This window comes from Paenibacillus tengchongensis (genome assembly GCF_008973665.1).
GTDB classification, from domain to species: Bacteria; Bacillota; Bacilli; order Paenibacillales; family Paenibacillaceae; genus Paenibacillus_AQ; species Paenibacillus_AQ tengchongensis.
Genome location: NZ_WACP01000002.1, coordinates 399,309 through 413,765, shown reverse-complemented (window position 1 = coordinate 413,765; position 14,457 = coordinate 399,309). Strand labels below are relative to the sequence as shown.

Annotated in this window: 10 protein-coding genes; 5 read left to right on the top strand and 5 right to left on the bottom strand. The window is 58.0% G+C overall.

Annotated features, from left to right (window positions below):
- Nucleotides 1-202: 202 nt before the first annotated feature.
- From F1381_RS04690 to F1381_RS04675, 4 genes are all read right to left on the bottom strand, one after another.
- The gene (locus F1381_RS04690) at nt 203-598 is read right to left on the bottom strand and encodes a Fur family transcriptional regulator (RefSeq protein WP_151733659.1); all 396 of its coding nucleotides are present in this window, start codon (nt 596-598) and stop codon (nt 203-205) included.
- Between the two features lie 67 nt (nt 599-665).
- Nucleotides 666-1,757 (bottom strand): Ger(x)C family spore germination protein, encoded by a 1,092-nt coding sequence (locus F1381_RS04685; RefSeq protein ID WP_151733658.1) that lies wholly within the window; start codon nt 1,755-1,757, stop codon nt 666-668.
- On the bottom strand, nt 1,754-2,860 hold the full coding sequence (locus F1381_RS04680; RefSeq protein ID WP_151733657.1) for a GerAB/ArcD/ProY family transporter: 1,107 nt from the start codon (nt 2,858-2,860) through the stop codon (nt 1,754-1,756). The genes F1381_RS04685 and F1381_RS04680 overlap by 4 nt, the downstream gene beginning before the upstream one ends.
- On the bottom strand, nt 2,857-4,221 hold the full coding sequence (locus tag F1381_RS04675; protein ID WP_151733656.1) for a spore germination protein: 1,365 nt from the start codon (nt 4,219-4,221) through the stop codon (nt 2,857-2,859). The genes F1381_RS04680 and F1381_RS04675 overlap by 4 nt, the downstream gene beginning before the upstream one ends.
- Nucleotides 4,222-4,389: 168 nt before the next feature.
- Here F1381_RS04675 and F1381_RS04670 point away from each other — a divergent pair, with 168 nt between their 5' ends.
- The 5 genes from F1381_RS04670 (at nt 4,390) to F1381_RS04650 (ending at nt 12,063) form a co-directional block, all read left to right on the top strand.
- Entirely contained in the window at nt 4,390-5,937 is a 1,548-nt protein-coding gene (locus tag F1381_RS04670; protein WP_151733655.1) for an FAD-dependent oxidoreductase, read from the top strand.
- A 608-nt stretch (nt 5,938-6,545) separates the two neighbouring features.
- The gene (locus tag F1381_RS04665) at nt 6,546-7,235 is read left to right on the top strand and encodes an ABC transporter ATP-binding protein (RefSeq protein ID WP_246187907.1); all 690 of its coding nucleotides are present in this window, start codon (nt 6,546-6,548) and stop codon (nt 7,233-7,235) included.
- Nucleotides 7,219-8,241 (top strand): efflux RND transporter periplasmic adaptor subunit, encoded by a 1,023-nt coding sequence (locus tag F1381_RS04660; RefSeq protein ID WP_187355194.1) that lies wholly within the window; start codon nt 7,219-7,221, stop codon nt 8,239-8,241. The genes F1381_RS04665 and F1381_RS04660 overlap by 17 nt, the downstream gene beginning before the upstream one ends.
- A 33-nt stretch (nt 8,242-8,274) precedes the next feature.
- A complete protein-coding gene (locus tag F1381_RS04655) occupies nt 8,275-11,154 on the top strand; it encodes an ABC transporter permease (RefSeq protein ID WP_151733652.1) in 2,880 nt (959 codons plus the stop codon).
- Between the two features lie 3 nt (nt 11,155-11,157).
- The gene (locus tag F1381_RS04650) at nt 11,158-12,063 is read left to right on the top strand and encodes an ABC transporter ATP-binding protein (RefSeq protein ID WP_151733651.1); all 906 of its coding nucleotides are present in this window, start codon (nt 11,158-11,160) and stop codon (nt 12,061-12,063) included.
- A gap of 136 nt (nt 12,064-12,199) precedes the next feature.
- Here the strand turns inward: F1381_RS04650 and F1381_RS04645 are convergent, their stop codons facing one another.
- A complete protein-coding gene (locus F1381_RS04645; RefSeq protein WP_151733650.1) occupies nt 12,200-14,416 on the bottom strand; it encodes an MMPL family transporter in 2,217 nt (738 codons plus the stop codon).
- Nucleotides 14,417-14,457 lie beyond the last annotated feature (41 nt).

Below are 14,457 nucleotides of genomic sequence, written 5' to 3'. Positions count from 1 at the left end.
CTGCCTCCCTGATATGTTTTGTCTATCAGTATAACGGGAACCCGCAGGGAAAGGGAAGCTTGGGTATTGCAATAAAGCAAGGGTACGCTCCGGGGCCGACGGCCTCTGAGTACAGCACAAAAAGACCGTTCACCCCGAACGGTCCTGCAAAAACAATCTGCTAATTCATGCTCCAGGCCGGGTTCCTTGTCAAGATTGCCGCTTAATTAGCGGCCTTGCTCCTGCAGGAAGGGCAGACGCCTCCAAATACAACGTGGGCATGGGAGATCGCATAGCCGGTCTCTTCCGCAACGCCCTTCATCCATTCCGGCGGCACATGCGTCATCACTTCGTCAACCGCTCCGCATACCTCACAGATAATATGCTGGTGGTCGTCGAGCCGGGCATCGTAACGGCTCGCGGCTTCCCCGAGCTTCAACTCCCGGATCAGCTGTTTGTCGGCGAGATAACGGAGCGAATTATATACGGTACCGTAGGCCAGGTTATGCCCCTGCTCCATCAGCCGGTTCATTACCTCTGCCGCGGTGGGATGGTCATGCGAATTGCGGACGATATCATAAACGGCTTGACGCTGGGAGGTCAAATTCAGACTTTTCATCAACATCATCCTAACTTATTTTTAGATCAAGTATAAATCTTAATGGTTGCTCCGTCAATGTGCGGACTTACTTGATCATACCGGAGTACTTCACCGCGACCTTGGCATCCACCTCAAAGCGGATATGAGGAAACAGCCGCTCCCATATCTCCATTTCCGTTTCGTTGTTCCAGTGGCGGGCCCCATAATGCAGACCCCAGCCAAAAGGGTCGAGCCCGGATTTCTGCACTTTGCTCAGCATAGCTTCTACGTCAGTCCGCAGCTCTTCGGCACCCGAGGCGGAGATTTCATCAAGGAGTTTCTGGTCCGCTTCCGTCTGGGCGCTGTTCTCTTCAATGATCCCTTTGATCCGGATGGTATAACGGATCAGAGGCTCCCCCTCCTGAATTTCGATTTTGTAACTGGATTTGCTGCTCTCCGTGTAATACTGGTACATCCCTCCCTGTACATAAGCCGGGAAATTGGTCCGCAGATTCGGCCGCGTCAGCAAATTAAACAGCCTCGTTTCATCCGCAGTAAGCACCAGCCTTGTTTTGTTTTTGTCGAGCAGCGCAATTTTGTCGATCAGGAACTCCTCTTTGCCCTGGGCTTCTATAATCGGAAGTATGGGGTCTATCCCCTTCTCGTATAGCTTCCTCATCAATTCATAGGTATAAACGCTGGTGATAAAAGGCGACTCCGTTCCTTGTCCGCTCATGGCCATAATCAGCGAATTGGAGGGAATCCGCTCGGACGGCGGTTTGACCTGCAGCACCTCAAGCGCATTCGGACGGCCGATGCTAAAGTTTAAAATCAGCTGCATATCCCGGCGGCGGACCGCCCAGTCGAGTACATGGCCGACGCCTTCCGCCGCCAGTCCGTCCCCTAGCACAATCGATTTGCAGTGAACATAGTCCAGTTCCTTTTCCACCCGGGATTTCATCCGGCGCAGCGCCTCGGAGATGCTGGTGGACTCCTCCGTCAGAATCTGCATTTTCTCTTCGTTCTTGGACACATCCCCCTGGGGGAGCGCCAGCTTCAGGCTGACCTTGAAATCCCCCGCCTCTTGCCCTTTGTCTATGCCGATGGCCACCACAAAGATGCGCCGGTCAATATCCTTGTATTCACAGCCGGTACATAACAGCAGCAGAGCTATTATTCCGCACAGCGCTCTTCTCATAGGCTCCGTCTCCTTGTAACCGCATAGCAGTACAGCAGGAGCAGCAGCAGCGCAATTTCGCCATACCAGCGGACGTCCAGGAATATAACGCCGAAGGTGTTGAGCTCGTACTGGTCCAGACGCATCAGGATCACTGCAGCCGCACAGAATCCGGCCAGAATGGAAGCCTCCTGCCACTTCCGGGCTTTGGCAGCTTTGCGTTTAGGGGCGGGAAACAGGGAGAGCAGCAGTTCCTTCCCCACATGCCAGTGAATGATGATGCTGACCAGCGACAATGTCAAATAGGCCATATAAAAAATAAACAGCATCCGTTCAATAATAAAGGTCTCGATGCGGATGCTGTCGGCTGTGGAAAACCAGGTGTAGATGTGCTTCTCCACCGCTGCCGTACCAAAGAAGCCGATAGGTACAAATAAGGACAGCAGCAGGACAACCAGGCCTTGCAGCGCCACCAGGACGAAGTGAAACGGCTTCAGCTTCAGCTGCTGGAACACCCGGTTAAAGATTGCCAGATTGATATAGCCACTGAACGAGAACGTTGAAGCAAGAAAGCTGTGCCAATTGGGGGCATGCAGCGAGTACGTAAAAGTCTGCAGTACTGAGTCCCAGCAGAAGCTTGGTGTCATTACCGCTTTTATTGTAGCGTACACGATGAGCGGCAGGCTGATCCCCAGCATCATCTCCAGCGTGTAAAGCAGCGAATGCGAGTCTATCCGTACACTGAAGCAAACCACGGCCAGAAAGCTGATCAGCACAAGCAAAGGACCGGTATCCGGACTGATAAAACGCAGAGTGATATCGACGAAAGAAAGCAGTGTGATCAGTCCGGCAATACACCATAGCAATCCGAAGACCATGAGCAGCGGCGGGACCGTAAATTTGGGCAGGGTCGCTGTGAATATCTCCGGTACGCCCATGCCGGGGAACTTACGGATCACGGCAGTGAACAACAGCGTCAGCAGGGTCCCTGCAGCCACGGCCAGCGGGATAGAGGCCTGGGCCCCCGTAAAGCGGCCGTCAATCAGTTCCCTGGGTACGAAATTGACAATATTAATCAGGCTGTTCATCAGAATCAGCCAGAAATAATACCGGTTCTTCGTCATTTCTCCCCGCTTCCCTTCTTCCCGCTCCCCGCAGACTCCAGGGCAAACAACTTGAAATAGGGCTGGCCGAAGCTCCTCTGGCTGCAGAGGTACGCTGTAAAGCCGACAAGGCAGCAGACAACGCCGACAAGACCGGTAGCTATGGCAGCCAGAATAAAGAAATATTTGAGCACACGGATAGAGAAGCTCATCATATTAAGCGGAATCATGAAGTTCGAAATCGCGACGACCGAAACCAGGATAATCATTATATTGCCGACCAGGCCCGCCGCCGTCGCCGCCTGGCCGAGAATCAGACCGCCGACCGTAGTGGCCGTAGGACCGATGGCCCGGGGCAGCCGCAGGCTGGCTTCGGTCAGGAATTCCATCATCAGCAGCATAATCAGCACCTCTACGAACGAGGGATAGGGTACGGTTGCCCGGCTGCCGGCAATCAGAAGTGCAATCTGCACCCGGACAATCTCCGGATTATAAGAAGTAAAGGCAACATAAAGGGCGGGCAGCCATAGCGTCAGGACAACGCCGAGGATACGCAGCAGCTTCAAGAAGCGGCCAACGACGGGCAAATGGATCTTGTCGTCCATCGCGGTAAAGAAATCATTGAAGATCGCCGGAAGAATGATGGCATAGCCCGCCGTGTCCAGCATGACGGCCACCTTGCCCTCCGCCAGGTTGAAGACCACCCTGTCCGGTCTCTCGGTCACAATGGTTTTGGGGAAGATCCGCACTTTATCACCGGATATATATTTGTCCAGTTCCCCGGCAGCCTGCAGAACATCAATCTGCAGCGTGTCCAGCCTTTCCTTCAGTTCAGCCAATACCCGGTGGTCGACCCGGCTTTCGTCATACAGGATGGCTGTTTTGGTCCGGGAAATGTTGCCGATCACGGTCATTTCCAGCTTAAGCTGCGCGGATTGGTAGCGCCGCCGGATCAGGTTCAGGTTCACCGTCAGATCCTCGCCCAGCGCATCCGAGGGCCCCTGCGACACACTTTCGGTCACGGTCTCCCGGACAGCGCCTGCCTCCGCTTTGGGCAGCTCGCAGATAAAGATCCGGCTTCCGCTGCGGATACAGGCGCTGCCGCCCAGCATAAGCTCCAGTGCCTGCTTTCCGTCCACCTCCGTATGGCTGCCGGGTAACCCCCCAAGATAAGCGCCGTAGGCTTCGCCGCTGTCCATCTCGTAGAAAGGCGCAATTACCGCCTGGCTGATGCTTTGCCCGTCCGTAACGCTTTTAATGTACAGCAGCTCTGCCTCATCCGAGGAAGCCTGCAGCTTCCGGTGCTCCAGATCAGCGAATCCGCTCAATTGCTCCTGGATCCACTCCGGAGAAACGCCGGGCTTATGCCGTTGTTCTACCATCGTTCAGTCCTCCTTCAGACCGGTCAAACCCGGAATGCTGTCCTTATTTTGGCATTGTTCACCCTAATTCATGCACATCCGGCGGTCCGGGTTTCTTTTTCAGGAGGGGTGGTAATAAATGAGATGGATGCAGTAATGATGGATTAAATTTAGATGGAGGGATCGCTAATGAGTACATCGAGCAGGCCGCCCCAGGAGCTTCCGCAATTTCCCCAGTCGCTATGGAGAGACAGCACCGAGCTTCCGTCCTTTCCGAGGCTGGCCGAGGATCATGAGACAGAGGTCGCCATCGTAGGCGGAGGCATAACCGGAATTACCACCGCTTATCTGCTGACCAAGGCCGGTTATAAGGTCACTCTGCTGGAAGCCGGCGAATTGCTTGCGGGCACCACCGGCTTTACAACCGCCAAGATTACGGCCCAGCACGGGATGATCTATCAGGATCTGGTCAAGAATTTCGGGGAAGAGCAAGCCCGGATGTACTACCAGTCTAACCAGGAAGCACTGGAGTGGATGCTGGCCACCATCTCCGATCTCAGCATCGACTGCGGCCTGGAACGCGAAGCCGCTTATCTCTATGTCGACCAGGAAGACGACAAGACCCTGAAGAAGCTGGAGAAAGAATTCGAGGCTTACGAGAAACTGCGGATCCCCGGCGAATGGCTGGACCATATTCCGCTGCCGCTCTTGACGAGCGGTGCCATCAAGCTGCCGGCCCAGGCCCGGTTCCATCCGCTGCATTATCTGAAAGCGCTGCTCCAGAAGGTTCTGGACCAGGGCGGCGTCATCTATGAGCACACCACGATCGGCGAACAGGTGGATAAGAACGGCATGCTGACCCTGTATACTGAGGGAAGCAATCATAAAATCGTGTGCCGCCACGCGGTTTCGGCATCGCATTTCCCGTTCTACGACGGCGGCGCCCTTTATTTCTCGCGTCTGCATGCTGAGCGCTCCTACTGTCTGGCCGTTCTGCCGGAGACCGATTATGCCGGCGGCATGTACCTCAGCGCGGGGAATCCGACACGCTCGCTGCGCGCTGTGGAATGGCAGGGCCAGAAGCTGGTCATCGCCGGCGGCGACAATCACAAGACCGGCCAGGGCATCTGCACCTACGGGCATTATGAGCGGCTGGAATCGTTCATCGGGGAGCTGCTGGGCATCCGCTCCATTCCGTACCGCTGGGCCACGCAGGACCTCATTACAATGGATAAGGTGCCTTACATCGGCAAGCCCAAGGAAGACGAGGAGATTTACATCGCCACCGGCTTTGCCAAATGGGGGATGACCACCGGCACGCTGGCGGCGCGGATGATTACAGACGGCATTATGCGCAAGGGCAGCCCTTATACAGAGCTGTACGATCCGTCCCGCTTCAAGGCCAATCCGGGCATCAAGAACTTCATTGTCCAGAACGCCAATGTCGCCAAGGAGCTTGTCGGCGGCAAACTTGAGATCGTGCAGAAAAAAGCGCGTGAGCTCCAGCCCGACGAAGGTGCCGTGGTCTTCCATGACGGCAAGCGGCTGGGGGCGTACCGCGATCCCGAAGGCAAGCTGCACCTGGTGGACAGAACCTGTACACATATGGGCTGTGAATGCGAATGGAACGACGGCGACCGCTCCTGGGACTGCCCGTGCCACGGCTCCCGTTTCTCCGTTGACGGGGATGTGCTGGAGGGTCCGGCGACCGTTCCGCTTACCAAGGTAGAGCCGTGAGGCCCGCGAATGCAGAGGCTGCTTAGGATAGTGTTTCACTTTTCAGGACAGCTTACCGGGAAGGAATAGCAGGACAAAAGAGCAGAGCAGCAGATCTCCGGTTACCGGAGGGCCGCTGCTCTTTTGGTCTTTTTGAATATTATGATCCTGCTTGGTGTACGGACCGTACAGCCCTTATTCCGGCCCAATCAGCGAATTTGCAGACCTTACGGACTGAGATGACTCTATATTAGTTAAACGGACAACTGGATGCGCTATCATTTCTGAACAAAGTCACTGGAGTCCGTTACGCCGGGTAATCTATGCAAAAATGAGAAATAAAGGCGCCTGAGTCCGTTTAGTGGGAACAGCCACACGGGTCGGGTCACCTCCTGAACGTCGAAAAAACCGTCGCAAATTGCCATCTCTTAGCTTGCAGGGCAGCTCCTTCCACACTGCGATATTATCCTCACAGCAAATTATGAAAAACGCAACAAAATACATTGTAATTTACTGGATATGTAGTAACTTAGAATTAATCTGTTTCGGGAACGTTTCCGATATCCGATTGTAAGGGCTTACTTCCCGGAACTCACAGAACTCCCCATAAGTGAAGGAGGTTGCTTTGTGTGACGATATCTTCCCCGGATATTATCCGGGCTGCCGGCATCTCCCGCACCTTCGGCAAGGGCGCCGGCGCAGTAACTGTATTGAAGGATGTCAACCTGTCCCTGCCGGCCGGACGGCTGATCGCCTTCAAAGGAAGATCCGGCTCCGGCAAAACGACACTCGTCAACCTGCTGGGCGCGCTTGACCGGCCGACGGAAGGAACCATCCTTTTCGGCGGCCGGGACATCGCCGCGCTCCCGGAGCGCAGACGCGATGAAATCCGCCGCGGCGAAATGGGGCTGGTCTTTCAGTCATTCGCGCTGATTCCTTTAATGACCGCGCTGGAGAATGTTGAATTTATGCTCCGGATTGCCGGCTACCCGGCCGCAGGGCGCCGCGCCGCTGCAGCTGAGGCGCTGGAGCAGGTCGGCCTGACGCCGCGTATGCATCACCGCCCCTACGAGCTCTCGGGCGGCGAGCAGCAGCGCACGGCCATTGCCAGGGCGATCGCCCACAAGCCGAAGCTGATTCTGGCCGATGAGCCGACGGCCGAGCTGGACAGCCGTACCGGGCTGACCATTGTCAAGATTTTTCGCGATCTGGTGCAGCAAGGCTTGTCGGTTATTCTGACAACCCACGATCCGGCGATCATGGAGATTGTAGATCAGGTATATGAATTGGAGGATGGTCGAATTGTCGCAGTCCACTAGAAGTATTGCCGCCCTGCTCGGCGGCCTGCTGCTGGCCCTGTCACTCCCCGGCTGCTCGCTGCTCCCTGCGGAGGACGGCGAGCTTCAGCCGCCGCTCGTGAAGCCCGCCCAGGAGAATTACCGGACGGCCGCCGCCAAGAAAGGCACCATCACCAAGGAGCTCGGCGGAAATGGAAACTTCGTCTCCGTCTCCACCGAAGCCGCCCAGTATACCGGGCAGGGCGGACGAATCGACAAGATCGCCGTGAGCGCAGGGGACAGGGTACACAAGGGCGATGTAGTGGCGCAGCTCACGCTGGACGGGATGGACCTGCAGCTCAAGGAGCAGGAGCTGGCGCTGGAGCGGGCCAAGTATGCCTACAAGAATACGCCGAAGGAAGATGCCGATGCCCGGCGGATTGCCTCTCTGCAGATGGAGATTGAAGAACTGAAATATAACCGGCTGAAAGCCCAATTCGACAGCAAAATCATCACTGCCGCCATCGACGGGCAGGTCACGTTCGCGGAATCGCTGACTGAAGGCGACCCCGTAGAGCCCTACCAGACCCTGGTCGTTATTTCCGATCCGACCAAGCTGCGTCTCGCTTTGTCTATCGATCCCGGGACAGACCTGAGCAAAGTGGACGTCGGTACAGGGGCTGAGGTGACTGTCGACAAGCAGACCTATCAGGCCAAAGTAGTCCAGACACCGGGCTCCGCCCCGGTCACGCTGAATAAAGAACTGGTCGACAAGAACGCCCGAACCCTTTACCTGGATGTCGAGGGTCTGCCCGAAGATGTAGAGATCGGTTCTCTGGCTGACGTCCGCATCATCACCCAGCAGCGGGACGATGTCATTGTGATCCCCAAGAACGGCCTGCGCACTTTTATGGGTCGCAGCTTTGTCCGTGTGCTGGAAGAAGGCAGCCGCCTGCGGGAGGTCGACGTGGAGGCCGGCATTACCGGCTCCACTGAGGTGGAGATTGTGAAGGGACTTGAGGAAGGCGCAGTAGTCGTACTGCAGTAGCCGCATGCATTGGACGCTGAAGGGGAGGTATACATGGCCCTGTTAACGATGATTTTCCGCAGAATGATCAACAATAAATGGCTGGTGCTCAGCCTGTTCACCGGCATGGTGCTGACCACCGCGCTGGTCAGCACCATGCCGGTCTATTCCGAAGCCATTCTCTCCCGCATGCTTGTGAAGGAGCTCGAGCAGGTTCAGAAGGACAGCAGTAAATATCCCGGAACCTATTATGCCAAGGTTATGCTGGCCGATGACGACGACGGGAAGCGCGTGCGCACCATGCAGAGCCTGGAGAACTACATGCGCGGCAAGGGGGCCGGAAGCTTCGGCCTTCCGGTCCGCGAGCTGGTATCCGAGGTCAGCACCCGGATGATGGATGTAAGCGTGGCCGGGCGCGAGAAGCCCAAGGTCCAGAAGCAGACCGGCGGCATCCGCAGCATTATCGGCCTTGCGGAGCATGTGAAGCTGACCGACGGAAGATTGCCCGGAGACCAGCCGGATAGCGGAGGGGCGTATGAAGTGATGGTGACGCAGCGTACGCTGCAGAAGCTGGACTTCGTCCTCGGCACGGCAATTACGCTGGACGATGATAAGCACAATGTTCACATCAAACTCCGGCCGGTCGGCGTTTTCGAGAATGCGCGGGAGGATGATTTATTCTTCCGCACACCGGGACTGGGCGATTTCAATAATATGTTCGTCATGAACGACAAGCTGTTCCAGACTGAGCTGGATGCCGGCCGGCTCTCGCAGCTGTCCTCGGCCAGCTGGTACGTGGTGATGGACTATACGAAGATGGAAGTCAGCAGCATTGCGCCCTTTCTCTCCGCGAACAAGCAAGTTCAGCAGGCGATTTACTCCAAGGTGCATCCTTACCAGACTTCTATTGAAATCCCGGCCGCCGAAATCATTGAGCGCTATTTCGACCGTTCGCAGCAGCTGGGCCGGCTGATGTGGTCGCTGAACGTTCCCGTGCTGATTATGCTTGGCTTCTACATGTATATGGTATCGAATCTGACTGCCGAGCGGCAAAAGAATGAAATTGCCGTCCTGCTGAGCCGGGGAGCCGCACGCTGGCAGGTGGTGGCCGCCTTCGCCGCCGAAGCCCTGCTGCTCAGCGCAGCGGCGCTGCTCTCCGGCCCTTTTCTGGCGCTGCTGCTGACGAAGATGCTTGGCGCTTCCAGCGGCTTCCTGCAGTTCGTCCGGCGGGCGAGCCTGCCGGCGCATGTCGACAGCGCCGCCTTCGGCTATGCCGCTGCCGCAGCGGGACTCTGCTTCCTGATGTCCCTGCTGCCGATCATCAAGGCGACCCGCGTCAATATCGTCGCGCATAAGCAGCAGGCGGCGCGCCGTCAAGGCAAGCCGCTGTGGCACAAAGCCTTTCTGGATGTGCTGCTGCTGGCCATTTCTTTCTACGGGCTTTACACTTTCGCCAGCCGGCTAAAGAATCTGCAGGAGCTGGGGCTGGCCTCGGACGCCCTGCAGATCGACCCGCTGCAGTTTGTAGTGCCGGCGCTCTTCATTCTGGGCGGCGGGCTGCTGCTTCTGCGGCTGTATCCCCTGCTGGTCCGCCTCCTGTACCGTGCGGGACGGAAATGGTGGCCGCCAGCCTGGTACGCTACGCTGATTCAGGTGGGCCGGGCCGGCAGCCAGTACCAGTTTCTGATGATCTTCCTTATCATTACGCTGGCTACGGGTGTATTCAGCGCCGGCGCGGCCCGGACGATCAACAACAACATGGAGGAGCAGCTCCGCTACAAGAACGGTGCGGAATTCGTACTCACCGCCAAATGGCCAAGCGACGCGCCCGTTGAAGGCGCCGCCGGCCCGTATGCCGAGGTTGTTGCTGTAGACCGCGACTCGATTCACTATACCGAGCCTCCCTTTGATCCTTATCTGCAGTTGCCGGGCGTAGAGCATGCAGCCAAAGTGTTCGTGAAGGAGGAGGCGAAATTTACTACGGAGGAAGGCACAGGCACGGCCAAACTGATGGGCATCGATACCGACGATTTCGGCAATACTGCCTGGTTCTCCCCTCCGCTCCTGGACCGCCCGCTGGCCGATTACCTGAACCTGATCGCCCCGGACTCCCGGGCGGTGCTGATCTCCAGTACACTGGCCGAACAGAATCAGCTGAAGCCGGGCGATTCGCTCTGGATCAGCTGGGGCGATTACAGCTCGCAGCCGTTTGTGGTTTACGGCATTCTGCCGTATTTTCCAACGTATAACCCGCTTCCGCCCGCCGGCTCTGTCCAGGCCTCTGAGGATGATAAAGAGGCGGCTCCCGGTCCGATGCTGATCGTCGGGCATCTGTCACAGATCCAGCTCCAGCTTGCCCTGGAGCCCTATCAGGTGTGGCTGAAGCTGAAGCCGGAAGCGGAAACCGCCGCTTTCTATAAGGGCATTGAGGACACGGATCTGGCTCTGACCGGCATCACCAACACCAGGGAGCAATTGATCCGGCTGAAGAACGATCCGTTTCTGATGGCAGTAAACGGAGTGCTGACGCTGGGCTTTTTGATTTCGGTGCTGGTCACCTTTACCGGCTTCCTGCTGTACTGGATTCTCTCGCTCAAGGGCCGGACGCTGCAAAGCGGAATTATGCGGGCTATGGGTCTATCCCTGCGCCAATTGATCGGAATGCTTGCCCTCGAGCAGGTGCTGACCTCCGGAATGGCGGTGCTCATCGGCGCTCTGACCGGCAATATCGCCAGCCGTCTGTTCGTGCCGAATTTCCAGATCGCCTTCAATCCAGGCAGCCTCGTCCCCCCGTTCCGCGTCATTCTGGCCGCCGGCGATTTCGCCAGACTCTATGTGATTGTCGGGTTTACCCTGCTGCTCGGACTCTGTATTCTGGGCTTCATGTTATCCCGCCTGCGCATCCATCAGGCACTGAAGCTGGGGGAGGATTAAGCGATGATTCATTGCGAAGGTCTTGTCAAAATCTACAAATCCGAAGGCCTGGAGGTATTCGCGCTGCAAGGCCTCGACCTTGTGGTGGAGACCGGCGAGCTGATGGCGATTATCGGCAACAGCGGCAGCGGCAAGTCCACTCTGCTGAATATGCTGGGCGGCCTGGACCGGCCCTCGGCGGGAGCGCTGACGGTGGACGGCAAGAACATGCTGAAGATGAGCGAAGGCGAGCTGGTCCGCTACAAGCGGGAAAGCGTCGGGTTCGTCTGGCAGAACAATGCGCGCAACCTGATTCCCTACTTAACTGCGCAGGAGAATGTGGAGCTGCCGATCCTGCTCCGCGGCCGGCGCAGGAAAGAGCGCGCAGCCGAGCTGCTGGAGGCTGTCGGGCTCAGCCACCGCCGGCACAGCCGGCTGCAGCAGCTCTCCGGCGGGGAACAGCAGCGGGTGGCGATCGCCATCGCGCTGGCCAACAGCCCGAAGCTGCTGCTGGCCGACGAGCCGACCGGGTCGCTCGACACCCGTATGACGGAGCAGATTCTCGATCTGTTCCGTGAGCTGAACCGGACCATCGGCATCACGATTGTCATTGTCACCCATGACCTGCAGCTCGCCCGCAAAGTGGACCGTGTCGTCTCCATCCGCGACGGCAAGACCTCCTCGGAAATGCTCCGCCGCATCTCCTATACGGAGGAGCTGGAGGAGCTGGAACGGGGGATGGAGACGGCTGCGGCCGCCGAGCAATCCCATGTGGAATACGCCATTCTCGATAAAGCCGGGCGTCTGCAGGTCCCGGCAGCCTATCTGGAATCCATCGGAGCCAAGGATACCAACAAGGTCCGCCTGGAGCTGGTGGAAGGAACGATTGTGATGACCCCCGGCAGCTCCGCTGCCGCCGGCAAGAAATAGCGGCGACCGACAGACTGCGGGCGGACGCCGGAATGCAAATAAGGGGATGTCCGGACGGCCATAATATGGCTGCTTGGAACATCCCCTTATTTGTCTGCGGCGGCCCGGAGACAGACTGGGCCGCTGCGCTTTCACCTTAGCGCTCCGCGTTGCCGGGCTGCGCCCGCTCTACTTCATGGTGCTTGCCCGGCCAGAAGGCCAGACGGCCGAACAGCACGGTGAGCGCCGGCACCAGGAACGGCCGGACAATGAAGGTGTCCAGCAGCACGCCGATGGCGGTAATGATGCCGAACTGCACCAGCACCTGGATCGGCAGCGAAGCCAGCACGGCGAAGGTGCCGGCCAGAATAATCCCGGCGGACGTAATAACTGCGCCGGTCTCATTGACCCCTTCGGCGATGGCCTGCTTCAGCGGCATTACTTTACGCTTGTTCCAGATGTTCGAGATCATGAAGATATTGTAATCCTCGCCCAGCGCCACCAGGAAGACGAAGGAATAGAGCGGAATCGCCCCCTGGATGGCATCGGCGCCAAGCACGTAGTGAATGATGAGCCAGCCCAGGCCCAGCGCTGAGAAGAAGGATAGAATGACCGTCGCCACCAGATAAATGGTCGCAGTTACAGAGCGCAGATAAATCAGCAGCAGCAGCGTAATCATGGCAATGACGACAGGGATAATCAGATCTGTATCCCGCTCGCCCAATTCCTTCGTGTCGTACTGCGTTGCCGTCTGTCCGCTAACCCATACGCTCTTGTCCGGATTCGCTACACCGGCGTCGATCAGCGCCCCCTCCGCCGTGTCCAGCAGCGCCGGAATATGGCTCATGGCTTCCAGGGAGTAGGGATTCTCCTTGAACTCGATGTCAAAGCCCAGAATGTCGCTGTTGACCGCACCCTGCTGCGGGTCCGAGACGGTATCCACATAGGACAAGCCGGACAGAATCACCTTCATGTCCTTTCCGTCCACCAGGCCTTCCGTGTCGATCATCAGCTTCGCCGGAGCGAGCTCCCCGGGGGAGAACTGTTCGCCGATCAGATCAAAGCCTTGGCGCGACTCCATATCCTCCGGGAACGAGGACAGCAGGTCATAGGTGAACTTGATGCCTGTGGAGAAGGAGGCCAGCACACCCAGCAGGACGACGGTGATGCCCACAATCGCCCACGGCCGGGAGACCACCAGCTGGCCGACGCCCTTCTTGCGGGGCTTCGGCTGCGGAGCCGGCTTGCCCTTGGCCCGGGCGCGCTCTGCTTCCATCTCAGGCGTGCGAGGGATGAACGGGAAGAAGGACGCCCGCCCGAAGATCGCGAGCAGGGCCGGCACCAGCGTCAGGCTGGCGATGCCCATAATCAGGATCGACAGGCTGAACGGCACGGCGAAGCGGTGATAGGCTCCATATTTCGCCAGCAGCAGAGCGAACAATGCCAGCACTACCGTAAAGCCGCTCATCGCAATTGCGCCGGAGGCCTGGGAGATCGCGCCGAGCAGGGCGCGTCCCTTGCTCTCTTCGACCTTCAGAATCTGGCGGAAGCGGGCAATCAGGAACAGGCAGTAATCCGTTCCGGCTCCGAACAGCAGCACGGTCATAATCGAAACCGCCTGGGAATCGACGGTAATCCAGCCCTCCTGCGCCATCTTGCCCAGCACCGGGCTAACTGCCAGATAAGCAAAGCCGACCGCAATCAGCGGGATCAGGGCCAGAATCGGCGAGCGGTAGATGAGGAGCAGGAACACCAGCACCAGCAGCACCGTGGCGATCAGGAGCGCCACATCGGCATCCTCGAACAGTCCCGTCGCATCAATGGAAATGCCAACCGGCCCCGATACGCGCAGGCTCAGCTCGCTGCCGTCCGCCGGAGCGGATACCGGATCGCTTCCGGTCGTCTCCTGGACCCGCTCCTTCAGCTCGGCTACCGCATCGCCGAGCTCCCCGCTGTCCGCCCCCTTATCGAAGAGCACCGGAGTCACGATCGTGCTGCGGTCCTCCGACAGCGACGCCTGCAGCGCCTGCGGCGGCAGCTGGCCGAACGGCGGTACGAAATTCTGGTGCGCCAGCGGCTCCTGCTCCAGTCCGCCGTAGACGGCAATAATATGTAATAAATCCTCTTCAGTCAATCCGCCTTCCCGGTGCCATACCAGCAGAGCAGGCACACCGCTGCCGGCCGGAAACTCCGTTTCCGCCACCGCCGCCGCGCGGACGGACTGCGCATCATCCGGAAGATTCTGCGCGTTGTTGATCACCTGCGAATTGACCGACGGCCACATCAGCGTCAGCACCGCAATCACCGCGATCCATACTGCAAGCGTGATCCACTTGCTCTTGCTGCCTGCCACCCATTTGCCGTAGCCTGACATCCCTTCACACTCTCTTCCTGTTCCGCAGTCCAAAATGAACC